23 protein-coding genes are annotated in these 25,656 nt (G+C 56.5%); 9 read left to right on the top strand and 14 right to left on the bottom strand.

Annotation, left to right across the window (positions count from 1 at the left end):
• Positions 1-27: 27 nt before the first annotated feature.
• The 7 genes from OKX01_RS15565 to OKX01_RS15535 all read right to left on the bottom strand — a co-directional run bounded on the left by OKX01_RS15565 (position 28) and on the right by OKX01_RS15535 (position 6,107).
• A complete protein-coding gene (locus tag OKX01_RS15565; protein WP_264672047.1) occupies positions 28-1,419 on the bottom strand; it encodes an ATP-binding protein in 1,392 nt (463 codons plus the stop codon).
• Positions 1,416-2,084: a response regulator transcription factor gene (locus OKX01_RS15560; RefSeq protein ID WP_094197695.1), complete on the bottom strand. Its 669-nt coding sequence runs from the start codon at positions 2,082-2,084 to the stop codon at positions 1,416-1,418. Before OKX01_RS15560 ends, OKX01_RS15565 begins: the two co-directional genes overlap by 4 nt.
• A gap of 146 nt (positions 2,085-2,230) precedes the next feature.
• Positions 2,231-2,965: an arsenical resistance protein ArsH gene (gene arsH, locus OKX01_RS15555; protein WP_164461388.1), complete on the bottom strand. Its 735-nt coding sequence runs from the start codon at positions 2,963-2,965 to the stop codon at positions 2,231-2,233.
• The gene (arsC, locus tag OKX01_RS15550; RefSeq protein ID WP_094197694.1) at positions 2,934-3,365 is read right to left on the bottom strand and encodes an arsenate reductase (glutaredoxin); all 432 of its coding nucleotides are present in this window, start codon (positions 3,363-3,365) and stop codon (positions 2,934-2,936) included. The genes arsH and arsC overlap by 32 nt, the downstream gene beginning before the upstream one ends.
• A gap of 24 nt (positions 3,366-3,389) precedes the next feature.
• A complete protein-coding gene (locus OKX01_RS15545; protein ID WP_264672046.1) occupies positions 3,390-4,679 on the bottom strand; it encodes an arsenic transporter in 1,290 nt (429 codons plus the stop codon).
• A 92-nt stretch (positions 4,680-4,771) separates the two neighbouring features.
• Positions 4,772-5,095, bottom strand: coding sequence for an ArsR/SmtB family transcription factor (locus tag OKX01_RS15540; RefSeq protein ID WP_094198429.1), 324 nt, complete (start codon positions 5,093-5,095; stop codon positions 4,772-4,774).
• Positions 5,096-5,249: 154 nt separating this feature from the next.
• The gene (locus tag OKX01_RS15535) at positions 5,250-6,107 is read right to left on the bottom strand and encodes a LysR substrate-binding domain-containing protein (protein WP_108728564.1); all 858 of its coding nucleotides are present in this window, start codon (positions 6,105-6,107) and stop codon (positions 5,250-5,252) included.
• 362 nt (positions 6,108-6,469) lie between these two features.
• Here OKX01_RS15535 and OKX01_RS15530 point away from each other — a divergent pair, with 362 nt between their 5' ends.
• Entirely contained in the window at positions 6,470-7,087 is a 618-nt protein-coding gene (locus tag OKX01_RS15530) for a LysE family translocator (protein ID WP_264672045.1), read from the top strand.
• 299 nt (positions 7,088-7,386) lie between these two features.
• Complete coding sequence (locus OKX01_RS15525; RefSeq protein ID WP_264672044.1) at positions 7,387-8,691, top strand: hypothetical protein; 1,305 nt, start codon at positions 7,387-7,389, stop codon at positions 8,689-8,691.
• A gap of 422 nt (positions 8,692-9,113) precedes the next feature.
• On the opposite strand, the gene OKX01_RS15520 is transcribed toward OKX01_RS15525, so the two are convergent.
• Together OKX01_RS15520 and OKX01_RS15515 are read right to left on the bottom strand one after the other, a co-directional pair.
• Positions 9,114-10,760, bottom strand: coding sequence for a long-chain-fatty-acid--CoA ligase (locus OKX01_RS15520; RefSeq protein ID WP_094197688.1), 1,647 nt, complete (start codon positions 10,758-10,760; stop codon positions 9,114-9,116).
• 140 nt (positions 10,761-10,900) lie between these two features.
• Positions 10,901-11,785, bottom strand: coding sequence for a LysR substrate-binding domain-containing protein (locus OKX01_RS15515; RefSeq protein ID WP_094197687.1), 885 nt, complete (start codon positions 11,783-11,785; stop codon positions 10,901-10,903).
• Positions 11,786-11,898: 113 nt separating this feature from the next.
• Here OKX01_RS15515 and phnD point away from each other — a divergent pair, with 113 nt between their 5' ends.
• From phnD to phnX, 5 genes are read left to right on the top strand one after another with little or no spacing between them, the layout of a single operon-like run.
• Positions 11,899-12,789 (top strand): phosphonate ABC transporter substrate-binding protein, encoded by an 891-nt coding sequence (gene phnD / locus OKX01_RS15510; RefSeq protein ID WP_264672043.1) that lies wholly within the window; start codon positions 11,899-11,901, stop codon positions 12,787-12,789.
• Positions 12,786-13,607, top strand: coding sequence for a phosphonate ABC transporter ATP-binding protein (gene phnC, locus OKX01_RS15505; protein WP_230019262.1), 822 nt, complete (start codon positions 12,786-12,788; stop codon positions 13,605-13,607). The genes phnD and phnC overlap by 4 nt, the downstream gene beginning before the upstream one ends.
• Positions 13,608-13,633: 26 nt before the next feature.
• Positions 13,634-14,425 (top strand): phosphonate ABC transporter, permease protein PhnE, encoded by a 792-nt coding sequence (gene phnE, locus OKX01_RS15500; RefSeq protein WP_395013916.1) that lies wholly within the window; start codon positions 13,634-13,636, stop codon positions 14,423-14,425.
• 24 nt (positions 14,426-14,449) lie between these two features.
• The gene (psrA, locus tag OKX01_RS15495; protein ID WP_264672042.1) at positions 14,450-15,562 is read left to right on the top strand and encodes an iron-containing alcohol dehydrogenase PsrA; all 1,113 of its coding nucleotides are present in this window, start codon (positions 14,450-14,452) and stop codon (positions 15,560-15,562) included.
• Positions 15,563-15,608: 46 nt separating this feature from the next.
• Positions 15,609-16,451: a phosphonoacetaldehyde hydrolase gene (gene phnX / locus OKX01_RS15490; RefSeq protein WP_264672041.1), complete on the top strand. Its 843-nt coding sequence runs from the start codon at positions 15,609-15,611 to the stop codon at positions 16,449-16,451.
• A 78-nt stretch (positions 16,452-16,529) separates the two neighbouring features.
• Here phnX and OKX01_RS15485 read toward each other — a convergent pair whose 3' ends face one another.
• From OKX01_RS15485 to OKX01_RS15465, 5 genes are all read right to left on the bottom strand, one after another.
• On the bottom strand, positions 16,530-17,423 hold the full coding sequence (locus OKX01_RS15485) for a LysR substrate-binding domain-containing protein (RefSeq protein WP_108728571.1): 894 nt from the start codon (positions 17,421-17,423) through the stop codon (positions 16,530-16,532).
• Positions 17,424-17,482: 59 nt separating this feature from the next.
• A complete protein-coding gene (locus tag OKX01_RS15480) occupies positions 17,483-19,630 on the bottom strand; it encodes a phosphocholine-specific phospholipase C (RefSeq protein WP_264672040.1) in 2,148 nt (715 codons plus the stop codon).
• A 73-nt stretch (positions 19,631-19,703) separates the two neighbouring features.
• Positions 19,704-19,943 carry a hypothetical protein gene (locus OKX01_RS15475; protein WP_264672039.1) on the bottom strand — a complete coding sequence of 80 codons (240 nt, stop codon included), beginning with the start codon at positions 19,941-19,943 and terminating at the stop codon, positions 19,704-19,706.
• Between the two features lie 11 nt (positions 19,944-19,954).
• On the bottom strand, positions 19,955-22,201 hold the full coding sequence (locus tag OKX01_RS15470; protein ID WP_264672038.1) for an alkaline phosphatase family protein: 2,247 nt from the start codon (positions 22,199-22,201) through the stop codon (positions 19,955-19,957).
• Between the two features lie 82 nt (positions 22,202-22,283).
• Positions 22,284-23,231 carry a LysR family transcriptional regulator gene (locus OKX01_RS15465; protein WP_264672037.1) on the bottom strand — a complete coding sequence of 316 codons (948 nt, stop codon included), beginning with the start codon at positions 23,229-23,231 and terminating at the stop codon, positions 22,284-22,286.
• A 182-nt stretch (positions 23,232-23,413) separates the two neighbouring features.
• Here OKX01_RS15465 and OKX01_RS15460 point away from each other — a divergent pair, with 182 nt between their 5' ends.
• Positions 23,414-24,514, top strand: a complete 1,101-nt coding sequence (locus OKX01_RS15460) for an alkene reductase (RefSeq protein ID WP_125277707.1) — start codon at positions 23,414-23,416, stop codon at positions 24,512-24,514.
• A gap of 32 nt (positions 24,515-24,546) precedes the next feature.
• A complete protein-coding gene (locus OKX01_RS15455) occupies positions 24,547-25,569 on the top strand; it encodes a zinc-binding alcohol dehydrogenase family protein (RefSeq protein WP_264672036.1) in 1,023 nt (340 codons plus the stop codon).
• Positions 25,570-25,656: the final 87 nt, after the last annotated feature.

The raw sequence follows: 25,656 nt of genomic DNA, 5'->3' as shown, positions 1-25,656 counted from the left end.
CTGAACCTGAAGGCAATCTTAAGACTCTTAACGGGGTGGAAAATCCAGTATGACACTCAGGCCCTGGCCGTCCAGCCCTTCTTCAAAGGATAGTTTGGCATTGTGCAAGGCCGCGATGCGGGCCACGATAGACAAGCCCAGGCCGTTGCCGGCTTGGCCGGTGCCCAGTACGCGAAAAAACCGTTCTCCCAGTCTGGCCCGTTGTTCGAGGGGAACGCCAGGCCCCTTGTCCCGGACCGCAAGGCGTACACCGCCATCGTGTCTGCGTGTCGTTTCGATTCGTACCCGGACGCCTGCGCCGCCGTAGCGAATGGCATTGCCAATCAGGTTGCGTAAGGCGCTGCTTAACAATACCGGCGCAGCCTGCAAGCTTGTCACGGCCAAGGCTCTTTCCATGTTCACTGACACCGAGGGCAGGGATGGGCTAAGGTTGTCCAGGATTTGATTCAGGTCTACGGTTTCACGTTTCAGAGGTTCTGCCTGTGGTTCCAGTCTTGTCAGGGCGAGCAGACTTTCTACCAGGGCGGTGCAGCGATCCAGATCAGCGCGTAATTGCTGTAGATGGGCATCAGGTAGTTGCAGTTCGCGTTCAATTAATTGAACGCGCATGCGCAGCCCAGCCAAAGGGGTACGCAGTTCGTGGGCGGCATCGGCGGTAAAGCGCCGCTCACTTTCCAGTGCTGTGGATAGACGTGCCATCAAGGTGTTGAGGGCATCGAGCATGGCCTGCAGTTCACGGGGCGGATGGCCACCCTGCACGGGCGTGAGGTCATCGGGGGATTTGGCGTTGATGCGTTTGACGGTATCTTCCAAAGGACGCATCAGGCGTCGGATCAGAAACCAGCTTGACAGGCCCAGCAGCGCCAGCAGTCCCAACACGGGCCAGGCTAGATTTTCTGCCATATCCTCCAGCAGTTCCAGACGTTCTTCCATAGGTTGGGCGACCTGGGCGGTCACGCCTGCCGACCCAGGGCGCACGTAAACCCGCCAGAGTTCATCATCGACCCGGACGGTGGTGGTTTGCTTGCTGTGTGCCTGCGGTAAAAAAGCCGTTTCAGGTGTGTCGTCGCCGCGCAGCAGCACACGGCCATCTGCCGCGACCAACTGGTAGTACATGCGCAGTTTGAGCGCCTCGTCACGGTTCAGGCCTGTGCCCGTTGTATTGGATCCGGGTGAAGTCTCCTGCGGGTCCAACATCAAGACCAGACGGGCACCTTCCTCCAGTGCGTCATCAAGAACATCACCGGTAGCGTGCCAGGCGACACTGACCACAATGGAAAGGCTGACCAGCCACAGGCCAATACTGGTTCCCATTACGGTCAGCAGCAGACGACGCCGTAGGGACCAGCCTTGCGGGCGTGATGCCGAAGCATTGGGGCTGGAGCGGGTACGCGTCAGTTTACGGAGCAGATGTTTCATGCGGGGGCCAGCACATAGCCTTGATTGCGTACAGTGACAATGAAGTCACTGCCCAGTTTCTTGCGCAGATTGTAAATATGGACTTCGATCGCGTTGCTCTCCACTTCCTCGCTCCAGCCATAGAGGGCTTCTTCAAGCTGAGCGCGGCTCAAAATATGGGTGGGGTGGTGCATCAAGGCCTGCAGAACAGCAAATTCGCGTGCGGTTACAGCCACAGGCTGATCGTTCAATGTGACACGCTTGGCTGTCGGGTCAATAGCGACGGGACCGTGACGCCATTCGGAGCTGGCCTGTGCCGCGCTGCGACGCAAGGCCGCGCGTACTCGTGCGGATAGCTCTTCCAGGTCAAACGGCTTGACCAGATAGTCGTCTGCTCCCAGATCCAGGCCCTGCACTCGGTCTGCCAAGGTATCGCGGGCGGTGATCACAATGACGGGAACGTGGGCATGAGGGCTACCGGCTCCTCGCAAGCTACGCAAAACGGCATCGCCGTCCAGGCCGGGCAGGCCCCGATCCAGCAGGATGCATTGATAGGTATGGGTTGCCAAGGCCGTGGCAACTTGATCGCCGCGTTGTAACCAGTCCACAGCATAGCCGTCCATATGTAGCCAGGACTGCAAGGAACTGCCCAGCGAGGAATCGTCTTCGATTAAGAGAATACGCATATGCACAGCCTGGCAGGGAAAGATGAAGGGAATCTGATGCTAGTGTGAGGCATGGCGCAAAGCAGCCGCAAGCGCAGAAGGGCTTGTACGGCTGCTTTGTATTGTAAAAGCAGGCAGACTCTGTGTTTCCCGCCCTGATCAGGGTGCTAGATGCTGCGCTGTTGTACCCGCGCTGACAGTTCCTGTGCCGTCTCCTTGCGTTCGCTGTATCTATCGACCAGATAATCCGCACAGTCGCGTGTCAGCAAGGTGAATTTGATCAGTTCTTCCATGACATCGACCACCCTATCGTAGTAGGGGGAGGGTTTCATGCGGCCTTGGTCGTCAAATTCCAGAAAGGCTTTGGCAACGGAGGACTGGTTGGGAATGGTGATCAGGCGCATCCAGCGGCCCAGGACGCGCATCTGGTTCAAGGCGTTAAAGGACTGGGACCCGCCAGAGACTTGCATGAGCGCCAGTGTTTTGCCTTGCGTTGGGCGTACGGAGCCGATGCTTAACGGAATCCAGTCAATTTGTGCTTTCAGGACACTGCTCATGGCACCGTGTCGCTCGGGCGAAGTCCAGACCATGCCCTCGGCCCACTGTACACATTGACGCAGTTCCTGCACTTTGGGGTGCTCATCTGTTGCGCCATCGGGCAAAGGCAACTGGTGTGGGTCAAAGATCTTGGTTTCGGCACCCATTGCGTTCAGCAGTCGCGCCGCCTCTTGCGTCAACAATCGGCTATAGGAGCGTTCCCTCAAAGAGCCGTACAAAAGCAGAATTCGAGGCGCATGCGTAGCCCGCCTTGGAGGCGGCAGCTCTGACAGTGTCGGGCTCGTAAAAGCGTGCTCGTCCAGATTGGCTAAGTCAGGCTGGCTCAATTCTTTGTCCTTTTTCATCAATGACGGCTTGGCCGTCCTCTTTCCGGAATGCGCCTTGCTGCGGCTGGGGCAGTATTTCAAGCACCTGTTCCGAAGGGCGGCACAAGCGTGTGCCCAGCGGTGTGACCACAATGGGACGGTTGATCAGAATGGGGTGCAGCAACATGAAATCAATCAGTTGTTCATCACTCCATTTGGGGTCGCCCAGTTGCAGCTCTTCATAAGGTGTTCCTTTTTGGCGCAGGACTTCGCGTACGCTCAGGCCGCAGTCTGTTATCAGCCTGATCAGTGTGGCGCGGTCTGGTGGTGTTTGCAGGTACTCGATGATGGTGGGCTCTTGACCACTATTGCGGATCAGGCCCAGGGTATTGCGCGAGGTGCCGCAGGCGGGGTTGTGATAGATGGTGATGTTGCTCATGGCCTTGTGCTCGATGTCAGGGGGTTAGTGGGCGATACCTAGCCGTAGGGCCAAGGCCGCCAGAGTGATCAGCAAGACGGGGGTGGTCAGGATGGCTCCTACCTTGAAGTAGTAGCCCCAGCTGATTTTTGTGCCTTTCTGGGCCAGTACGTGCAGCCAGAGCAAGGTGGCCAGACTGCCTATGGGTGTGAATTTGGGCCCCAGGTCACTGCCGATGACATTGGCGTAGATCATGGCTTCTTTGGCGGCGCCCTGGGCGCTGGAAGCATCAATTGACAGGGCCGTGACCAGGACCGTGGGCATATTGTTCATGACCGAGGACAACAGGGCAGACAGGACGCCTGTGCCCATGGCGGCTCCCCACACGCCAGCCTGGGCGAACTCATCGAGCAGCAGGGCCAGATGGTTGGTCAGCCCGGCATTACGTAGGCCATACACCACCAGATACATGCCCAGCGAGAACACGACGATTTGCCAGGGCGCACCACGCAGCACTTTCCTTGTGCTGATGACTGTGCCACGAGCGGCAACCGTCAGCACAATGATGGCTCCGGCAGCGGCAACGACACTGACGGGAATCCCCAAGGGCTCCAGTGCGAAAAAACCTGTCAGCAGTAAAGCCAGCACGATCCAGCCTGCCTTGAAGGTCGCCATGTCCGTAATGGCTTGTGCGGGTGGTTTCAACTGCTCAAGGCGATATTGGGCAGGAATGTCACGTCGGAAATACAAGATCAAGACGAGCAGGCTGGCCAGCACGGACACGATATTGACGGGCACCATGATGGCGGCGTAGTCCGTGAAGCCCAGTTTGAAATAGTCGGCCGAGACAATGTTGACCAGGTTGGAGACGACCAGTGGCAAGCTGGCCGTGTCGGCAATAAACCCTGCCGCCATGACAAAGGCCAAGGTCGCGGCGGGCGAGAAGCCCAAGGCCAGCAACATGGCCATGACAATAGGCGTCAGAATCAGGGCAGCGCCATCGTTGGCAAACAGGGCAGACACGGCAGCGCCCAGAATCACGATAAATGCAAAAAGCCTGCGTCCACTGCCTGCCCCCCAACGGGCAACGTGCAGTGCGGCCCATTCAAAGAAACCGGCTTCATCCAGCACCAGGCTGATGATAATGATTGCTATAAAAGTAGCGGTTGCATTCCAGACGATACCCCACACCACAGCCAGATCGCTCCACTGCACCACACCTAAAAGTAGGGCCGCGGCCGCGCCCAGAGAGGCGCTCCAGCCTATGCCCAAGCCTTTGGGTTGCCAGATGACCAAGATCAGGGTGGCAAGGAAAATCAGGACAGATGTGAGCATGGCAAATTTTGTCGACAGGGGCAGGCGGTCAGGCCTTGGGTATTAGGCCAACAAGCGGTTGGTTGAATTGAGTCGGTGTTACGTCGGCTTTTTTAGGGGCGTTGGCACAAGTTGGGCGCTGTAAGGCAGTTTTCACCCTGACAGCAGTTCTCAGTCAGGTAGGCCAGTAGATCGTTCATGGCGGGAAAGGTGGCGCTGTAGAGCAGGTTGCGGCCTTGGCGCTCGCTATGAATCAAGCCGGCATTACTGAGTTCTTTCAAATGAAAGGACAGGGCATTGGGAGCGATGCTTAACTGTTCGGCCAAGGTGCCGGGTGTCAGCCCGGACGCACCGGCTACAACCAGTGCGCGAAATACCCGCAGGCGGGCTTCGTGGGCCAAGGCGGCCAGGGAGCGGATAACGTGAGATTCTTCCATGGGCATATAATACAATAATTCAACAATTATTGAATAGTTGGTTTGTGTACTGGTGGTTTTTTCAGACTATTTGTCTACGCGGATGGCAAAGGCAAAGCCATGATTGTGTTTTGGGAGGGCACCGTAAGGTGTCTGGTGCTGTCTGTGAGTAGGGCTATGTCGCCATCTGCTCGCTCAACCAGTCAGCAAAGACTTCTGCACGTGGGTTTTGATCCAGAGCCTGCGGGGAGAGCAGATAGTACGCCGAGCCGTCGGGGATAAAACCCTGCGGGGCGATAAGCTGGCCGCTTTGCAATTCGTCCTCCACCATCAGATGCGACACGATCGCCATGCCTTGCCCGGACAAGGCCGCCTGAATACACAAATAAAAATGTTCCAGTTCCAGCTTGTTGGCAGCGCGTATGGGCTGGCCACTAAGTCGCGCCCAAGTGGCCCAGGCCTGGGGTCGAGAACTGCTCTGTATCAGCACCTGTTGGGCCGTGTCCTGCGTGTGAGGGTATTGCGCTTGGCAGACAGGCCCTATTCGCTCCTCGCATAACTTCAGGCCGCAGACCGAGTCCGCCCAATGAAAGTCGTCGCGGCGTATGGCCAGATCCACCCCCATTTGCGCGAAGTTCACCGGACCTCCGGCTGTAATCAGATGCACGGTGATATTGGGGTGCAAGGCCTGGAACCCCCCCAGACGCGGAATCAGCCACTTCATGGCAATAGTGGGCTCGCAGGAGACGGCCAAGGCATGTTCGCGCTGGCTTTGTTGCAGTTGGTGAACAACATCTTCCAGGCGTTCAAACATAGGGGCGGTGACATGCAAGAGCTGGCGACCTGCAGGCGTCAGAAATACGGCCCGATTGCGCCTTTCAAACAGCTCGACTCCCAGCGATTCTTCCAGTGCACGAATTTGTCGGCTGACAGCGCCGTGCGTGACATGGAGTACTTGCGCTGCCTGCACAAAACTGCCTGCCTGAGCCGCCGTATCAAAGTAGCGAAAAGCCGTGAGGTTGGGAATTTGCATAGTCGATGAAAACTCACAGAAATGATGCAGTAATTATCGTTTTTAAATTAGCACAGGATTATCAATAATGACATCCTGTGATGGCGAGATTGGGACGAAATAAATAATTTTTTGGCTAATGAGTTTTCTGGGTTTGACGAAATATTCGTTGTTGGAGCAGGAATAAAAAATAACTTGAAAGTTAGATGTAGCCATAAATTATCTGAAAATATTCTCTGTTTCTGAGAGAAATCTGTTTTTCGACAGTGAGGTCCTGTGGGCAGAGATTTTTCCATTAGTAGGAGTGTAGGACTGATACTGCATTCTGGCTGTATGAACAGTCGTTCATAACGCCGATTTCATCAAACTTAGGCTTGTTAAATATGCATGAACTGTTGGCGGTTGCCACCATTACTATCCTGGCTGTGATCAGCCCAGGCCCAGACTTTGCCATGGTCACTCGTAATGGCTATTCCTTTGGTCGCAAGACTGGTCTGATTTCAGCCTTGGGCATTGCGGCCGGCGTGCAAGTGCACGTGGTTTACACGGTGTTGGGGGTAGCGATTCTGATTACTCAATCTCCCACTCTGTTTTGGATGATGAAGGTGGTGGGGGCGGCGTACTTGATGTACCTGGGCTATCAGTCTTTCAGTAACCGCGCTGTGCCTGATACCGATGGTCAAGCAGTTTGTGTGCCCACCGCCTGGCAGGCGTTTGGTATGGGTTTTTTAACCAATGCCTTGAATCCTAAAACCATGTTGTTTGTGGTGGCGACTTTTACTCAGTTGGTACAGCCGGATGCACCATTCTGGCTGAATTTTGCCTATGGTTTCTGGATGTCCTTTGCTCATTGGGTCTGGTTCAGCGTGGTGGCTCTGGTGTTTTCAGATAAACGCTTGCGGGCCGCCATGCTGGCTCGGCAAAGATGGCTGGACAAGGGAATTGGTGCAGCCTTGCTGGGTCTGGGTGCATCACTGCTACTTGCCAATTCTGTCTCCTAGGGGCGGCTTGCTTGATGGCGTTGAGTTGGATAGCCAAGCGGTGTGAATAGCCTGATTGTTCAGGTTTTAATAAGTTGTTGTTAATTGTTTTTTGAAATTATGGTTGGGTTTTTTTGTTATTGTGGTGATCTTTTTTGTATGGCAATTAATATTGAAAATTTAAATAGATAGAAAATAATATAAATAAAGTTTAAAAAAGAATATCTGTTATTTTTTGTTATTTATGGATGGGTGTGTCGGTATTATCGACAAGTTGCAGTATCAGGTTTTGCACACGACTTGTAGATAGGGAGACACGAATGACTTGTCATCATATAAACGCAAAAACAGTAGCGGGTTACGGTCTGATTTTATTGGCTGCCTTGCAGGGCCATGCTGTGGCCCAAAGCCCGGAACCCAGGCTGGATACCAGCCAGCTTTATGCGGACGTACATTTCCATGCATCCAACTATGCCATGCAGGGGATTCCTTTAAAGGAATATGCAGAAAGGTATATGGGCGGCAATTTGCAGCAGATTGTGCGCTCGACCATCATGCCTATTCCTTTGCAGCAGCGTTGGGATGGGTTTGAGCTCTATCAGGCTCAGGGCCCTGGCAATCAGATGTATGGGCCCAATTACTATATTGGCCCTAAGGCCGACCTGTATTACTACTCCTTTGTCGATGCCATGTTTGCCCGCGAGTACGAGCGGCTGTCACCCCAGTATCAGGAAAAACTGGATGTCATGATCACGGCGTTCAATCCAATGGACGTCTATGCCTCGCAACATATCAAGCGTGCGGTGCTTAGTTTTCCAGGCGTGTTTGCCGGGGTGGGCGAGTTCACCATTCACAAGGAGCTGGTGTCCAGCAAACTAGCCGGTGAAACGGTAGAGCAAACCAAGGCGCCCTCCGTGCCCTTGCCTCCGGACGCGGGTGATGGCAGCAAGGTGTCGCTCTATTCCGAATCCCTGGAGTATCTGTTCAAAACGATCGAGGAAATTGGCCTGGTCGCGATTTTGCACAACGATATGTACCGGGTAGAGGTCAATTATCAGGGTGAGCTGGAGCATGCCTATCCCGACCAGGACTATGTGGAGGGTTTGAAACATGTGTGCGGACATGCACCCAAGGCCAGAGTGGTATGGGCGCATACTGGATTGGGGCGTTTTGTGAAGCCGACTCAGGATCACATTACGCGCGTAAAGAAAGTGTTGGATGCTTGCCCAAGCTGGTCTACCGATATTTCCTGGGATCTGGTGCAGGACTATATGCTTCACCCCGAACCCGGAATGCCCAGCCGCCAGGATTGGCTGAATTTCTTCAAGGAATACCAAAACCGGATTCTGTGGGGCTCGGATGTGGTGATCTTCACGCGTAACCGCTTTGAATCGACCCCTCCCACGTCTGTGACGCCGGGTGGCTTGATGTCGCCAGAGCAGTATCACGCGGACTTGTCCAAGATGCGGGACTTCCTGGGAGAACTGCCTGTGGAAGTCGGTAACAAGATTCGCTATGAAAACTATCTGGGCCTGTTCAACCGTGCCAAGTTCTCTGTAAGGGCGTGGGAGCGTGAGAATGCGGGCCTGAATATCTGGGACATTCCTACCCCTGTTCATCCTTGAAAAGGCCCTGCTGTTGAGGTTGGTCATCAGCAGCTTGCGTGCAGCGGGTAATTTGCAGGAAAGACGTGGGTTAGCAGTAGCAAGCGCAGCAGTCTGAGTCTTCCATTTGCACAAAAATGAATTATGTTCAGGCTGCTGCTAAAGCGGTGTTCTTCACAAAAGCCTTGCTATTTCAGTGCTAAGTGCCTTGAAACAGAGCGACCATAGCCATAGCCATAGCCATAGCCAGAACCAGAACCCAAGTCTATGTCTCTGATCCTGGCAAAAGCCAAGGTAAAGGTAAAAGCAAAAAAACTGCCCCCGAAAGTTGGATAACTATCCACACCTTCGGAGGGCAGTTTGCTATCGCACTTCAAGGCCGCCTAGATTGGCTCCTTGATTGTGCTGTCTGACGCTGGGTTTGATGCCTGCCTAGGCGTCGCTTAAACCACCTTGTTTTGCGTAGCCAGTTTGTCCAGATCTTCTTGAATCAGCTTGCGAATAGCGGTTTTCAAGAGTTTGCCGGTTGCCGTGTGGGGCAGTTCATCTACCACGATCAGCTCGTCAGGAATGCTCCATTTGGAGACTTGTTCTGTAAACAGATCAATCATGTCCTGCTTGGTGAAGGTGGCATCGTCTTGCAATTGCACCACCAGAACCGGGCGCTCGCCCCAGCGCTCGTCAGGCTTGGCCACCACGGCGGCTTCCTTGATTGCCGGGTGAGCCTGAGCAATGTTTTCCAGCTCGATCGAGCTGATCCATTCACCACCGGATTTCACCACGTCTTTCGTGCGGTCCACGATCTGGATAAATCCGTCTTTATCGATGGTGACCACATCGCCTGTATTGAACCAGCCATCTTTTGTGTGGGCGGAACTGTCCTGATTGTTGAAGTAAGCGCTGGCAATCCAGGGGCCGCGCACCATCATGGCACCAAACATTTTGCCGTCGCGCGCAATGGGCTGGCCATCGTCGCCATCTACCCGGAACTCGACGCCAAAGAGCGGACGCCCTTGTTTGGCCAGCAGTTTGAGTTTTTCGTTCTCAGGCAAGGATTCGTGCTGGGGCAGCAAGGCGGCGGCCAGACCGACGGGGCTGGTTTCAGTCATGCCCCAGGCGTGGCGCACTTTTACGCCCAGCTTCTGGAAGCGGGTAATCATGACGGGTGGTGCAGATGAACCGCCAATGACCAGACGTTGCAGGCTGCTGAAGGTTTTGCCATTGGCCTGCATCCAGTCCAGCAGACCTAGCCAGACGGTAGGTACACCGGCCGTCATGGTGACGCCTTCATTTTCAAACAAGGTGTGCAGGCTGGCGCCGTCCAGTTTTGGACCGGGCAAGACCAGTTTGGCGCCCACCATCAAGGCAGCGTAAGGCAGGCCCCAGGCGTTGACGTGGAACATGGGCACAATCGGGGTAATGGTATCGGAGGCCGACAGGCACAGGGCATCGGGCATGCTCAAGGCAAAGGCATGCAAGATGGTAGAGCGATGGCTGTAGAGCACGCCTTTGGGGTTGCCCGTGGTGCCGGAGGTGTAGCACAGGCCCGATGCCGTGTTCTCGTCAAACACCGGCCAGTCGAATTCGTCTGGTTCGTTGGCAATCAGAGTTTCGTAGCAGGTCAGATTGGGTAGCAATTCTGACTTGGGCATGTGCTCTTCGTCCGTCATGATGACCACGGCTTTGAGCTTGGATAAGGGCTCGGCCAGAGCCTCCAAAATCGGCAGGAAGCTCAGGTCAGCAAACAGGACGCTGTCGCCAGCGTGTTCAATGATGTAGCCGATTTGATCCTGAAACAGACGCGGGTTGATGGTATGACATACCAGCCCGGAGCCTGAGACGCCGTAATACAGCTCCAGGTGACGATAGCCGTTCCAGGCCAGGGTGCCTACGCGGTCGCCTTGCTGCAAGCCCATTTTCTGAAGCGCATTGGCCAGTTTCTGGCTGCGCTTGGACAGATCTGCATAGGTGTAGCGGTGGATGTGGCCTTCTACCGTTTGAGAGACAACTTCGCGGTCTGCGTGGTAGTTGGCCGCATGACGCAGTATGGATGACACTAACAGCGGGGTATTCATCATCATGCCAAGCATGGTTTTCGTCCTCCCTGGGGGTCAATCAAACAAAACTGACGGGCCTTCAGACGGTGAGTCTACGCGCAGAAAATGGACGAAACACATCGCTGACTGTCATGGCCTTCTTATGCACAGTAGCCGAAAGCTCACAAATACGTCTATGTCGGCGTTTGTATTTGCTTGCGTAATCCCAAAGCCTCAGTGAAAAATTGTGTGATCATTCGGCTCTCCCGGCGTTCGGTCAGGCAATACAAATACGTGTCGGTGCGCACGGGATCGCCTTGAATACGAACCGCTTTGAAACGATGGTCCGGGATGAACTCTGCCTCGGACACTGTCCCCACGCCCAGCCCCCGGGCGACGGCTTCACGCAAGGCTTCCCGGCTGCCAATTTCCATGACGGCGCGGGGCCGGATATTTTCTTTTTCCAGTGCTGCTTCCAGGCAGGCGCGTGTGGTCGAGCCCGATTCCCGCTGCAGCAAGGGAGCGTCCTGCAAGGCAGCTAAAGGCACACTGTCGTGTTGGGCCAAAGGATGCGACAAGGGGGCGAACAAAATGACAGCATGGCTGGCGTAGTGTTCGGTGTGAAAGGCCGGGTCCTCGCTGGCTCCGGCCAGCACGGCAATGTCGGTGGCGTAGTCGGCCAGATCGGCCAGCACCTGTGCCGAGTTTCCCATATGAATAGAGATGTCCACGCCGGGAAACAGTCGGTGATAGGCCTCCACCATTTCAATGACATGAAAAGGGCCGACTGCGCCAATACGCAGTCGGCCTACATGTAGTTTCCCACTGTCATGCAGCAGGTTGAAGGCATCGACCTCCAGCGCGCCCAGTTGTTGCGCGACCGGCAGCAGCGCCATCCCCACCTGGGTCAGTTGGACACCTCTGCCCCGGCGATGAAACAACTCCACATCATGTTGCTGTTCCAGCCCCTGTACTTGCTTGGTCACGGTGGGTTGGGCCAATCCCAGGGCGCGGGCCCCGGCGCTGAAACTGCCATGTCGGGCAACAGCCAGAAAGGCACGTAGGCGTGCGGCAGACATATAGACTCCATCTATAGATAACTGATGTTTTGAATCTTAAATCCATAATATGAAGGCAATGTGATCTTTCTACTATGTCGGTATTCCTCCTACCAACCTTCAGGACGACTGCCATGAACAAGAACGTATTTCAGACAGCCCGCCGCTCTTTTATCGCGGCAAGTGCCGCCACCATTGTCTTTTCGGTGTTTGGAACTGCCGCCCAGGCCGCCCAGGACACTTTGACGATTGGTCTTATTCCTGCCGAAGACTCGCAGGCCATGATCGAATCGAGCAAGCAGGTGATTGAACAACTGGAGCGCGAGTCCGGCATGAAGGTCGAGCCTTTTGTGGCTACGGACTACAACGGCATTATCGAAGCCCTGCGTGCCAAGAAGCTGGACGTGGCCTATCTGGGGCCGTTTTCCTACGTGCTGGCCAACTCGGTGGCGGATGTAGAAGCCTTCGCAGTCGCTGTTACCAAGAAAACAGGTAAAAGCGCCTACAAGAGCTTGATTGTGGTGCGTGCCGATAGCGGGATTGACACGGTGGATCAGTTGAAAGATCGCACCTTCGCCTTTGTAGACCCTAGCTCGACGTCCGGCCATCTGTTCCCTAAAGCCGGTCTGGAAAACGATGGTTACAAGCCTGAAGAGCTGTTCTCCCGTGTGGTGTTCTCCGGTTCGCACGATGCCAGCTTGCTGGCGGTAGCCAACAAGAAAGTGGATGCTGCTGCTGTGGCCGACCGCATTTACGCCAGCGCGATTTCCAAAGGCCAATTGGCTCAGGATGATTTGAAAGTGGTGTGGTCTTCCAATGATATTCCCGAGTCGCCCATGGTCTGGCGCAAGGATCTGGACCCCAGTGTGAAAGAGAAAGTGGCCAAGGCCTTGGCCAACATCAAAGATGTACCTTGGGGTGATCTGGGCATGTTGAATGGTTTTCAGGCGACTGACGATGCTGCTTACAACGTAGTGCGTGATACCGCCAAGGTGCTGAACCTGGATCTGCGGAGCATGAAATGATCCGTTTGCGTGGCCTGAACAAAAGCTATGGCTCCAATGATGTCCTGTGCGGTGTGGACATGGATGCACAAGCCGGTGAGTTTCTGGTGGTGCTGGGTCAGTCCGGAGCGGGCAAGTCCACCTTGCTGCGCTGCATGAATCGGTTGGCGCAGGCCGATACAGGAGAGATGTCGGTGGCTGGTATTGATGCCATGTCGGCTCAGGATACTCGGGCCTTGCGTCGCCAGGTTGCCATGATTTTCCAGCATCACGATGTGGTGCCTCGTTTGTCAGTGCTGCGCAATGTATTGACCGGGCGTTTGGGGGCGGTTCCCGTGTGGAGCTCGATCCTGCAACTGTTCAGCCGTGCTGATATTGCCTTGGCCAAAGAATGTCTGGAGCGGGTGGGGCTGGCGCATAAAGCCCAGGCCCGCACGGATTCCTTGTCGGGTGGCCAGCGTCAGCGTGTGGGCATTGCCCGTGCCCTGGCGCAGCGTCCCCGCATCATTCTGGCTGATGAACCGGTTGCCAGCCTGGACCCCAAAACAGCCCGTCTGGTGATGCGTTATTTGCACGACGCCAGTCGGGAACTGGGTATTACCGTGGTGTGCAACCTGCATCAGGTCGATTACGCCCGTGAGTTTGCCGACCGTATTGTGGGCCTGGCCCATGGTCAGGTGGTTTATAACGGCGCTCCTGATCTGATGACGGAAGATGATCTGACCCGTATCTATCCTGGCCCGGAGCCAGGGCAGGGCGGTGCGCACTCCCAAGAGGCAAATGAGGCCGCGGCCTCCTTCCTGAACGAACCACTGGCCATTGCGACCAAGGGAGCCTGATCATGGAACATAAATATTCCTGGGTCATGTCCACGCCTACGAGTGTTAAAAGCTGGGTCACTACGGCTGTGTTGGTCGCGGCGATTGTCGTGGGGCTGCAATGGAGTGCGCAAGGCGCACAGTTAAGCGCCGCCGAGTTTGCGGCTGGCCTGCCGCAGATTGCTGACTTTTTAAGCCGCACCTTCCCGCCCGACTGGAGCATTTTGGGCAGTCTGGTCCCGCCTGCTATCGAGACGATTCAGATCGCGATTTGGGGCACGGTACTAGGTGTGCTGGGAGCCGTTCCGGTGTCGTTTCTGGCGGCCCGTAACTTGAATGTCAACCGTTATCTGTACAGTTTTACCCGTCAAAGCCTGAACGTGATACGCAGTATCAACGAACTTATCCTGGCTTTGGTGTTTGTGGCTGCGGTGGGGCTTGGGCCTTTCCCGGGTGTGCTGGCTCTGGCTGTGCACGGTGTGGGGATGCTGGGCAAGTTTTTTGCGGAAAGCATAGAAGAGATTGACCAAGGTCCGCTGGATGCCTTGCGCGCTACTGGTGCCCGTCCCTTGCAAGTGATTGTGTTCGGGGTGTTGCCTCAGGTGATTACGGCCTGGATTGCGGTGATTCTGTATCGTTTTGAGGTCAATCTGCGTTCGGCCACCGTGCTGGGCATGGTGGGGGCCGGTGGTTTGGGCTTTGAGCTGGTCAGCAGCCTGAAACTGTTCAAGTATCAGGAAACCGCAACCTGCATCGTGGTCATTACGGTGATGGTAGTAGTGGCTGACCTGATTTCCAATCGCCTGCGCGAGGCTATTCGCAACAACGGCCGCGATTGATCGCCGTTTTTATTCGAGATTCTTATGTGGCATTTTTTCAATCCCGTTCAGATTGATGCTGGCAATGGTGCGTTCGAGCGTTTGCCTGAACGCTTGGGCGGCCGCCGGGCCATTCTGATTGCCTTTCCGCAGGCTCGGGAGCTGGGGCAGTGCGAGCGCCTGCAAGCCTTGTTGGGTGAGCAACTGGTTGCGATTGAAACCGATATTCAACCGAATCCGGATGTGTCCTGGTTGGCGCCGTTGTACGAGCGTCTGTGGCGTGACTACCCTGAGGCTGAGTGCATTATCGCCTTGGGAGGCGGCAGTGTGATTGATTGCGCCAAAGCCATGTTGACCAGCACCCCTTCGGGAACGTTTGCCGAACTGCTCGACTGCTTGTCGGGCAACACCAGCCTGAGCCAGCCTCCAGGGCGGGTGCGCAGCCTGATTGCCGTGCCCACCACGGCAGGAACCGGGAGCGAAGTGACCCCCTGGGCAACCATTTGGGATAAGGGGCAGGGGCGCAAGTACTCCCTGCACCTGCCCTGGACCTGGCCTCAGGCCGCGATTATTGATCCGGCCTTGATGTGCAGCCTGCCCGCTGGCGCTACTTTGGCCAGTGGTCTGGATGCCTTGTCGCATGCGCTGGAGTCCTTATGGAACGTGAATCGTAATCCCGTGTCGGCCAGCCTGGCGGTATCGGCAGCACGACAAGTGATCAGCAGTTTGCCTTTGTTGATGCAGGATCTGTCCAACCTGGAGCTGCGTGTTCAATTGGCTGTGGCAGCAGCGATGGCGGGCCTGGCTTTTTCCAATACCAAGACAGCTCTGGCGCACTCCCTGTCCTATGACCTGACTCTGGAGCAAGGCTTGCCACACGGGATTGCTTGCTCTTTTAGTTTGCCGCATGTCATGCAGATGGCCTTGGGCCAGGATGAACAGCTGGATCAGTTTTTATTGTCGATTTTTGACGCTCGCAACGGACCACAAGCCGTCTCGGCCTTAAGTGGTTTTTTGCAAAGTCTGGGGGTCAGCATTGATCCGGCCAGCTACGGGGTATCGCCCGAACAGTGGCAACAGCGCATTGCCCAGGCACTGCAAGGACCACGCGGACGTAATTTTATTGGTGCACATGCTCTGGATGCAGTGCAGGTATAAATCGGTTTTTAAGCCGGCTTGTTTTTAGGACTGAAGGTTGCAAACAATGACTCAGAATTTCAATGCGCTCAATACGCTGATGTCGGACAAGGTCGAAGCTGTCATTTTTGACTGGGCAGGCACGCTGGTCGATTTCAGCTCCTTGGCACCGACGCAGATTTTTGTAGATGCCTTTGCCACATTTGGCATTCAAATCAGCCTGGAACAGGCCCGTGGTCCGATGGGTTTGTCCAAGCGTGATCACATCCGTACCTTGCTGGCCACCGAGTCGATTCAGAATCAGTGGCTGGCTCAGTTCGATCGTGCGTCTACCGATGCCGACATTGACGCCATTTATGAGCGTTTTATGCCTATGCAGATCGAGAAGGTAGCGGAATACTCGGCCCCGATTGAAGGTGCGGCTGCTGTGCTGGAAGAGTTACGTGCCAAGGGTATCAAAATTGGCTCTTGCTCCGGCTATCCGCGTCAGGTGCTGGATGTCTTGTTGCCCGCCGCTGCCAGCCAAGGCATTGCGCCGGACTGCATTATTGCCGGTGATGAGTTGCCTGCTGGTGGCCGACCTGGCCCCTTCATGGCACTGGCCAATGTGCTGGCTTTGGGTGTGGGCGATGTGCGTCGCTGCATCAAAGTGGACGATACCGTACCGGGTATTGAAGAAGGCCGCCGCGCCGGTATGTGGACGGTAGGGTTGAGCCTGTCGGGCAATGAAGTGGGGCTGTCCCTGGAGGAACTGGCCCAAACGGATCTGGCAGAGGTACAAGCGCGGGTGGAGCGTGCCAGCGAACGTTTGCGTCAGTCGGGTGCTCATTACGTGATTGAAACCGTGGCCGATTTCCCGGCTGTGGTGCAGGCGATCCAGGTACGTCTGGCACAAGGCGAGACACCCTGATTCTGTGGGGGCATTGAATCAGGCCTGGTAAGAAGGGCGGGGCGACAAGCCCCGCCCTTTTTGCTGCCTGCTTGTTTTTCAGGCAACGGTACTGGCGACGGGCAGGGCGCTTTGATGATGAGCGATTGCATCAAAAAAGGCAGCGACCAAACGAGATTCCCGACGCTCGTGCAAACAGCAGACGTGGATCTGCGTCCAGACCGGCTCGTTTTGAATACGCACCACACGCAAGCGCGGGTCTGGCACGTATTCGGATTCGGAGACCGTGCCCACTCCCAGGCCGCGAATAACCGATTCGCGCAGGGCTTCGCGGCTGCCGATTTCCATGGCCACATCTACCTTGATCTTGCGTTCGTGTAAGGCGTCTTCCAGTGCCTTGCGCGTTGTTGAACCTTCTTCGCGCATCAGCAAGGGCTCACCGGCCAGCTCCTCCAGTGCAATGCTATTGCGTCGGGCGAAAGGGTGGTCTTGGCGCACAAAGGCGATGACCGGGTAGCGAGCGTAAGGTTGCATGTAATAGCGGCGCTGTGGCTGGCAACTGGCAACCACGCCAACATCGCAGATGTATTGATCCAGATCGTCCAGTACCAATTCCGAGTTGCCCAGTTTGACGGACTGCTTGATGCGCGGATATACCGCATGAAAGGATGCGATCAGCTCGGTGACGTGATAGGGGCTGACGGCACCCAGCTTCAAGGTGCCGTAATGCAGTTTGCCACTGCCATCGAGCATCTGGCGCATGTCGGATTCCAACGAGATCATGCGTCTGGCCATGGGCAGCATTTCCAGCCCCAGGGTAGAGAGCTCGACGCGTCGGCCGCGGCGGTGAAACAGCTCGGCCCCATAGTCGCGTTCAATGATTTGAATTTGTGAACTAAGCGTGGTGTGGCTCATGTTCAAGGCCCGCGCGGCGGCTGAAAAGCCGCCGTGCTGGGCCACCATGACGAAGGCCCGTAATTGGTTGAGCGTCATCGTACTTCTCTAACAGTGCTTTCCGGAACGGACCTTGACATTGTGCCTGGGCAGTATGACTAGCGTGCGACACCCATGGCCGGATCGCTGATGCCATCCCGGCCAGTTTCCAGGCGACCGGCAAAGCGGCGCTCGAAGGACTCACCCATGGTGGCGGTGAAGTCGTACCAGTTGCCCGAGACTTCCAGCGACCAGCGCGCATCCATTTGCATGCCCGGATCAACGGTGTAGACCCAGGGGCCATCCTCGCGATAGGCGTTGGCGCTCACCGTGACGGTCGCGGCCTGATCCCCCATATTCATGATGGTCAAGGACACGGCATTGGCCTGGGGCTCGTAGCACACACGCACTTCTGGTTTGGGGCCTTGGCGCAGCGCGTGGAGGTTGCCCTTGAAGTGGCGATGGTAGCCGTTTGGCCCCAACACCCACAGGCTGTAGTTGCCCTTGTGATCCGCATGGACGGTCCAGGCGTCCGAGATGATCTTGTTGGCCTCCACCGTAAAGCGTCGTGGATAGTCCGAGAGTTGCAGCTCGTCGTACACATGGAACACGGTGCCTTGCGTGCCGGTATTGCTGAACGTTAACCAGACCTGCTCTTTGTCCAGGTCCACATTGGCGCTGGTGTGCAATTGGTAGGGCAAGGCGCGTGAAGGGCGCAGCATTAAGTCCTGGCTGGGCATGGGCTCTGTGCCCACAGGGGGCATGGGCACCTTGCCTGCACCGGCTTGCTGGCTCAAGGTTGCGTCTGCCTGTTCGCGCGTCGGTGCTGGACTCAAGGCGGGTTTGGAGGCATTGGGCGATTTGAAATCAAAGCAGGAACGCATATCGCCGAATACGGCGCGGCGCCAGGGGCTGATATTGGGTTCTTGCACACCAAAGCGTTGCTCCAGAAAGCGCAGTACCGAGGTGTGGTCAAACTGTTGGGAGTTGACCCAACCACCCACGCTCCACGGGGAAATAATCAGGGTGGGCAGACGTGGGCCGGCCCCGAAAGGGCGGCCATCGGGTGCTACCTTGCGCGAGTCCCCGTCAGGGGCAGGCATGGTGTAGTACTCATTGGAGACATCTACCGTGGACTTGCCTTCCAATGAGCCATCTCGATTGCGCCACGGAGGGGCAGGAGGGGGCATGTGGTCAAAGAAGCAGTCGTTCTCGTCGTAGTTCACGATCAGGACGGTCTTGCTCCAGATCTCGGGCTTTTCGGTCAGAATGTTCAGCAGTCGCTCCAGATACCAGGCGCCCTGGCCGGGCACACCCATGCTGGGGTGTTCACTGTAGGGGCCGGGGGCCACAATCCAACTGACCTGTGGCAATTGGCCCATGTTGATGTCATCGGCAATGGCTTGCAAAAACCCGCCGTCAGGCATGGTGTTGCCAAAACCCTTGTACAAGGGGGAGAGAGCTTCCATTTGAGGGGAGTATTCGGCATCAGGAGAGCCTAGTGTGGCCAGGTCTTCATTCACCTTGCGGTAGGACGCAAAGGCCACGAGCTGGTTGTTATTGCTGTTGTTGCCGGGGCGGTTGTACACCTTCCAACGCACACCGGCCTCTTGCAGCCGCTCTGGGTACGTCGTCCAATCCAGACCATCGTCGGACGGGCCCAGGCGACCCCAGTTGGAGTTGGTCACGCAGGCGCGATCAATCAGATTGGCCCCGTTACTGCCACTCCACAAGAACATGCGGTTGGTGAAGGTGCCGGTATTGATAGAGGTGTGGTAGGCGTCGCAAATAGTAAAGGCATTAGCCAGTGACCAATGAAAGGGCAAGTCGGACTCTTTCAGGTAGCCCATAGCGACGTTGGTGTACTTGGCTTTGGGCCAGTTTGCCATGCGACCGCCATCCCAGGCCTCCTGCTGGTCGTTCCAGTCGTGTGCGCCGCCAACACGCAAGGCATTGCCTTTGGTCGCATCCAGGTAATAGGGCTGCACCATGCCATTGGTGCCTTGCTGACGCCAGACCGATTCGCCCGATGCCATCGGGATGGTGATACGGTCGCTGAAACCGCGCACGCCTGGCATGGTGCCGTAGTAGTGATCAAAAGAGCGGTTTTCCTGCATCAGGATAATGACGTGCTCGACGTCATTAATGGTTCCCGTGGCGTTATTGGCGGGGATAGCCAGCGCCTTTTGAATAGCAGGCGGAAAGGGGCCCAAAGCGGCCGCACTGGCAGCCAGTCGCAGAAAATTACGGCGATTGATGTGAGTCATGGGGAAAGCCTTGTCGATAAGTGGTTGGAGTGGAGCTAGGCAAGGACATCTGTCGTGCCGGGCTGCCATGCGCTTAAGGTGCGCAGTCCAATTGCGAGTTCGGGGTGGGCAGCGTGCCAAGGTCCGTGCCTTGCTCCCCTTGAGAGCCCGTGGCCGGGGGCGTCACAATAGGCACCTGCTCGCTGCTCGAGCCTCCTGTGCCGGGCGGGGGTTCGGCAGCGCTGGATCCTCCGTCACTGCAGGCGCTCAATAGCAAAGCAGTCATGCCGATGGCCAGGGCACTGCGTACAGCGCGTAAATCAAGAACGTTCATGGTGGCCTCGCTTAGTGTGTGCTCAGGCTGGACAGGGGTTTCTTGGACCAGTAGATCGAGCTCAGCTCCTGCTCACTCAGGACGCGGTTCCACATGGCCAGGTCACCAAACATTTGCTGGGTGGGCGGGGCAGTCGAGCATTTGCCGACGGTATAGGGAGGTTTGACCGAGCCATTGCACTTGTTCATCAGGAACGTGCCGGTGCCATCGTCGCCAATACCCCATTGTGGGTAGGGCGAGAGCTTGGAGACATCTACTGCACCCGTGGATTTGTTGGTAGCCACGCGCGTAACCTGCTCGGTAGAGGGATCAAACACGCGCATGTTCATGGTCTTGGCAACACCGTCCACCGAGAAAGCAAGGTGCACCCACTTACCTACTGGAATCTGGGTGTAGGGATTGGTTGGGCCGTCGGCACGTACTCCACCCGAGCCAATATTGAAGGCAATGCCGCACTGGTTTTGGATGCCACTGTTGAACAAGCCAATGGCGACACCGGCATTGGCACCACTGACGTAGTTCTTGTTGGATAGGACCGTGACGTTGTTGCGATCAATGCACTTGGGCACCTGATACCAAAAGCCAATGGTGAATTGCGGGTTGCTGCCCGTGGAGATGTCAAAGCCTTGGGCCGGCGTCATGCGATAGCCTTCCAGACCTTCTTCGGTGACATAGTTGGTGTCAACCAGCAAGCCATGCGTGCCGGTAAAGGGACCGGGCACGACCAGACCGGCCGCATTGGGCAGATCTTTGGAGGCGGGAGCCATGGTGCTGTTTTTCTGCGCGTCCACAGGTGGCAAATTGGCGCTGAAGGGATAGTAGGAGACCAGGCCATTGAGCAGGGAGGCTTCCAGAGGGACGGGAGGCAAATACGAGATGGGCGGGCTAAACAGACTGCGCCAGGCGGCATCGGTGCCTGAACCGGCCTGCACGGTGTAGTCAAACTGGTAGGTGCCCCGGTCAGACAGACCAGCGGTGGCCTGGTTGTCGGTATAGCTTTGTGTGCCAGCCGGTAGGCGTGACGCGATTACCTGGCCGTCCCGCAAAATGTCGATAGAGGCATCGGCGGGGGCTTTCCAGTCCAGTTTGATTGCAACGGCAGAGGAGTGGTTGTCCAGCACCGTGGCTTGCAGACTCGTGACGGCTTGAGGGCCTAGCAGGCTGCTGCCATCGAGATTGTAGTCGGCAGCCGGAGGCAGCTTGTCCAGATACCGCATGATGGTAGGGGCCACATCCACCAGGCTGTTGTACTGATACAGCTCGGGCAGCGTAGCAGGTACGCTGGCGCCAATGCCCTGTTCTCCTGTGTTGACGGCCTGATTGATGGCCAGGAAGGTGGTGGATTGGGGCAGCAAAGGCAAGCCATTATCCTGGCCGTGTTCGCTCAGGCCATGGCTGCCGGTCACGATCACCAGCCACTCGCGGTCTTTTTGCTTGGCAGCAGCGTCCAGCAAGGTGCCGATTTCCTTGTCCAGCTTGCTTAAGGCAGCGTTGTAGCCCGGTGATTCAATGCCGAAGTCCAGCGCAGCATCTTTGGCAGCGCGATACTGAACCAGAACCTTGCGGTAGTCCCCTTTGATCATCGTCAGGGCCTGGCTGGAGACGCAGGACAGGGTAACGGTTTGCGTGGAACAGTCGGCCAGCTCATGCAGACGCTCGGCATTGTGGTCGGCCTTGAGCAAGTGTGCCAAGCCTTTGGATGCCACGGCTGCAGCATTCTGTCCGTTTTGCTCGGAGTGGAACAGGCTGTTTTGGCGCAGCACCTGATCCGGTGCAGTAGACACCACGCCATGGCGGTTGGCCCAGGTTCCGGTTAGCAGGCTGGCCCAACTGGGCATATCCAGATTGGCCTGTTGGCTGGGGGTGCCGGCGACGCCACCGCTGTAGGCCAGTTGTACGTGCAGCTTGGCCAGATTGGGCAGGCTGCCATCGGCAATGCCTTGCTGCACGGCCTGATAGGTTGCCCCATCCAAATTGATGATCAGGGCGTGGCGGGTGCTAGGGGTATCCGGCTTGTCCGGGTTGACGGGTGTTTCGGGCTCCGCTTCCTGGTCGTTGCCTGTGCCGGACCCGCCACAAGCAGCCAAGGTAGCCGATAGGGTGGCCACGGCGAGGGCTTTGAGCAGACCGGGTTTACCAAAGACAGGCCGGGACAGGCCTTGGAATAGCAACGCATGGCTGCCCGGATGGGAATTTTCAGAGGGATAAGGAAAGCCGGGCCGCTGGGAGGCGGAGCGGGCCGTGTGCGCATGTCTCATGATTCGATAGCCTTGTCACTGATGTTGGGGAAAGGGTCGATCGAATTAGAGCAAGGCAGGATGACGGCCTTGGGTCGATATCCTAGACGTTCATCGTCGTTCCTGTGTGCTTTTTCGGCAGATGGGGCGACTGCTCCCAGCGTTCCAGGCGTTCCTGCATGAACTGATGCAGCTGGCGCAGCAAGGGGGTAATTTGCTGCCGTCCGGCAGCCAGCAAATACAGGGGGGTGCTCTCGCCCAGCCAGTCCTCGCAGATAGTGCGCAAGCGGCCATTGGCAAGGTCCTGGGCCACGTCGAAGTAGGATTTGTAGGCGATACCTTTGCCCAGCAAGGCCCAGCGCCGGACGACATCTCCGTCGTTGGAAACATTGACTGCCCGGACTCGGACAAAGGTAGCCGCTTGACCAGTACGCTCAAATTTCCAGCGATCATGAACATCGTCTCCCAGCATGAAGCACAGACAGTCGTGCTCCTGCAGTTCCAGAGGGGAGGTGGGGGTGCCGTGCTGCTTCAAGTAGGAGGGGGCGGCGCACAGTACCCGGCGGTGTGTCGGCGCTAAAGGCATCGCCACCAGATTGGAGTCTGCTGGATGGCCATAGCGAAAGGCGGCGTCAATGGGTTCGCTGTACACGTTGGCCAGCCGGTCGGACAGATGCAGGCGTATGTCTATGCCCGGATTGGCATCCTGAAATTCGTTTAACCAAGGCAACAGCACGTTGCGTCCCAGGTCAGACGGTGCGGCCAGCTTCAGTTGGCCACGGGAGCCGGGGCCACCGCTGGCCAGTTGCAGGCTGGCCTGTTGCAGGGCGGACAGGGCGGGACGGCATTGAGCCAGGAACACTTCGCCTTCAGAGGTCAGCCGCAAATGGCGGGTGGAGCGCAGGAAAAGCTGTACGCTCACTTCCGCCTCCAGGCGCTTGAGTGCCGCGCTGGCCGCTGCCGGTGTAATGCCCAACCCTCGCGCTGTGGCCGATAGGCTGGCAGTGTCTGCGGTGCGAACAAAAATTTCCAGATCCTGCAGTGCTTTCATGGCGTGTCTCGCTGGGCTGAGTTCAACGTGTTTATGCTGAAAAGTGAACTAATGGGATTAATTATGATGCGATTTTCAAAATATTTTTGAAAATCGTTTCAAGCAAAGGCCTGTTTTTCTAAAGAGTCTGAAAAGGCACACTGTGATCCACACTTCCACTTTCTTGATGAGGGTTGCAAATCATGGCTTTAGAGACATCTGTTTTGTTTTCGGCGTTAAACGTGGGCAGCTTGCAGCTACCGAACCGTATCGTGATGGCTCCCATGACGCGTAGCCGTACCGATCAGCCGGGGGATATTCCGAATGCGTTGATGGCCCAGTATTACGCTCAGCGTGCCAGTGCAGGTTTATTGATCAGCGAAGCCACGCAGATTTCTCGGCAAGGGCAAGGCTATAGCTTCACTCCCGGTATTTACACTCAGCAGCAGGTGCAGGGCTGGCGTCTGGTAACGGATGCCGTGCACCAGGCCGGTGGTCGGATTGTCTTGCAACTGTGGCATGTAGGCCGGATGTCTCATGCCAGCTTTCATGCCGATGGGCAGACTGTGGCTCCTTCGGCCTTATCGCCTCAGGCCCAGGTTTGGGTCGTGGGGGAGGATGGGGTGGGGCGGATGCTGGATTGCCCCGTGCCGCGTGCTCTGACCGAGCAAGAGATTGCCGCCGTGATTGAGGACTATCGCCAGGCGGCTGCCAAGGCGATACAAGCCGGTTTTGATGGCGTGGAAATCCATGGGGCCAATGGCTACCTGATTGATCAGTTCCTGCGTACCACCTCTAACCATCGTGAAGATGCGTATGGCGGCAGTGTGGAAAATCGTGTTCGCTTTGCCAGAGAAGTGGTCGAAGCGGTAGCGGGCGAGATCGGGGCAGAACGCACCGGTATCCGTTTGGCTCCCTTTATTACGCAGCGCGCCATGAACTGCCCCGAAATCATCCCCACCATTTTGCATTTGGCGAAGGTATTGGACGGCAAGGGTTTGGCCTATATCCACTTGTCAGAGGCGGATTGGGAGGATGCGCCTGAGATTCCTGATGATTTTCGTCACGCCTTGCGTGCCCATTTCTCGGGCCGAATTATCGTTGCGGGCAAATACGACGCACACAGAGCCGAGCAGATTGTAAAGAGTGGCCTGGCGGATCTGGTGGCATTTGGCCGCCCCTTTATTGCCAATCCAGATTTGCCAGCACGCTTGCGTCATCAGCTTCCCTTAGCCAGCTTCGACCCCCACACCTTGTTTGGAGGTGGCGCACACGGCTACACCGATTATCCGAGCATGGCCTAAGACAGACGACTGATTTTAAAAAAGGAAAAAAGATGAAAGCGATTGCCTACAAAGTCCCTCAAGCGATTGAGCAGCCCGAGTCCCTGTTGGATGTTGAGTTGCCCGACCCGGTGGCCACAGGCCGTGATCTGTTGGTGCACGTACAGGCGGTGTCGGTTAATCCGGTCGATACCAAGGTTCGGGAATCGGCTCAACCTGCGGAGGGTGAACAATACAAGGTGCTGGGTTGGGATGCCTGCGGGATTGTGCAGGCGGTAGGACCACAAGTGAGCTTGTTTCAGCCTGGTGATCGCGTCTGGTATGCCGGTTCCATTGCGCGCCCTGGCACCAATAGCCAACTGCATTTGGTGGACGAGCGTATTGTGGCGCATGCGCCCAAAACGCTGAATTCTGCGGCGGCGGCTGCCTTGCCCCTGACCACCATTACGGCCTGGGAGATGCTGTTTGACCGCTTGGGCGTAGCCCCAGGAAAGGCTCCTGCTGGCAAGACTTTACTGATTGTGGGGGCGTCTGGTGGTGTGGGTTCTATTTTGACGCAGTTGGCTGCCCGCTTGACCTCTTTGACCGTCATTGGCACTGCTTCCCGCCCTGAAACCCAAGCTTGGGTGAAGGAGCTGGGCGCGCATCATGTCATTGACCACAGCCAGCTTTTGGCAGCGCAACTGGAGCGCATCGGGCATCCGGAAGTGGATTATGTCGTCAGCCTGACGCATACCGATCAGCATTTTGACCAGCTCGTGCAGGTCATTGCCCCGCAGGGGAAATTCGGTTTGATTGATGACCCGGCCAGTCTTGATGTGGGCAAGCTCAAACGCAAATCTGTGTCTTTGCATTGGGAATTCATGTTTACCCGTTCCTTGTTTGGCACGGACGATATGCAGGCCCAGCACCGTTTGTTAAGCGAAGTCGCAGCCCTTATTGATGCGGGCTTGATACGTACTACCATGACGGAGCGTTTTGGCAGTATCAATGCCAGCAATATGAAGAAAGCCCATGCCTTGATCGAGTCGGGCAAGGCAAGGGGCAAACTGGTTCTGGAGGGGTGGGGCCAGTAGCACCAAGCTGTGTTCTAGCCTTTAGCAGGCTGTAGGCTTACTGCTGTTCAGGCGTGGAGCTAGTTGATAAGGGCCGGCCGCATGGCC

Origin of the sequence: Alcaligenes sp. SMD-FA (assembly GCF_025960365.1) — a bacterium.
GTDB lineage: Bacteria > Pseudomonadota > Gammaproteobacteria > Burkholderiales > Burkholderiaceae_B > Alcaligenes > Alcaligenes aquatilis.
This window is presented reverse-complemented; position numbering and strand designations above follow the sequence as displayed.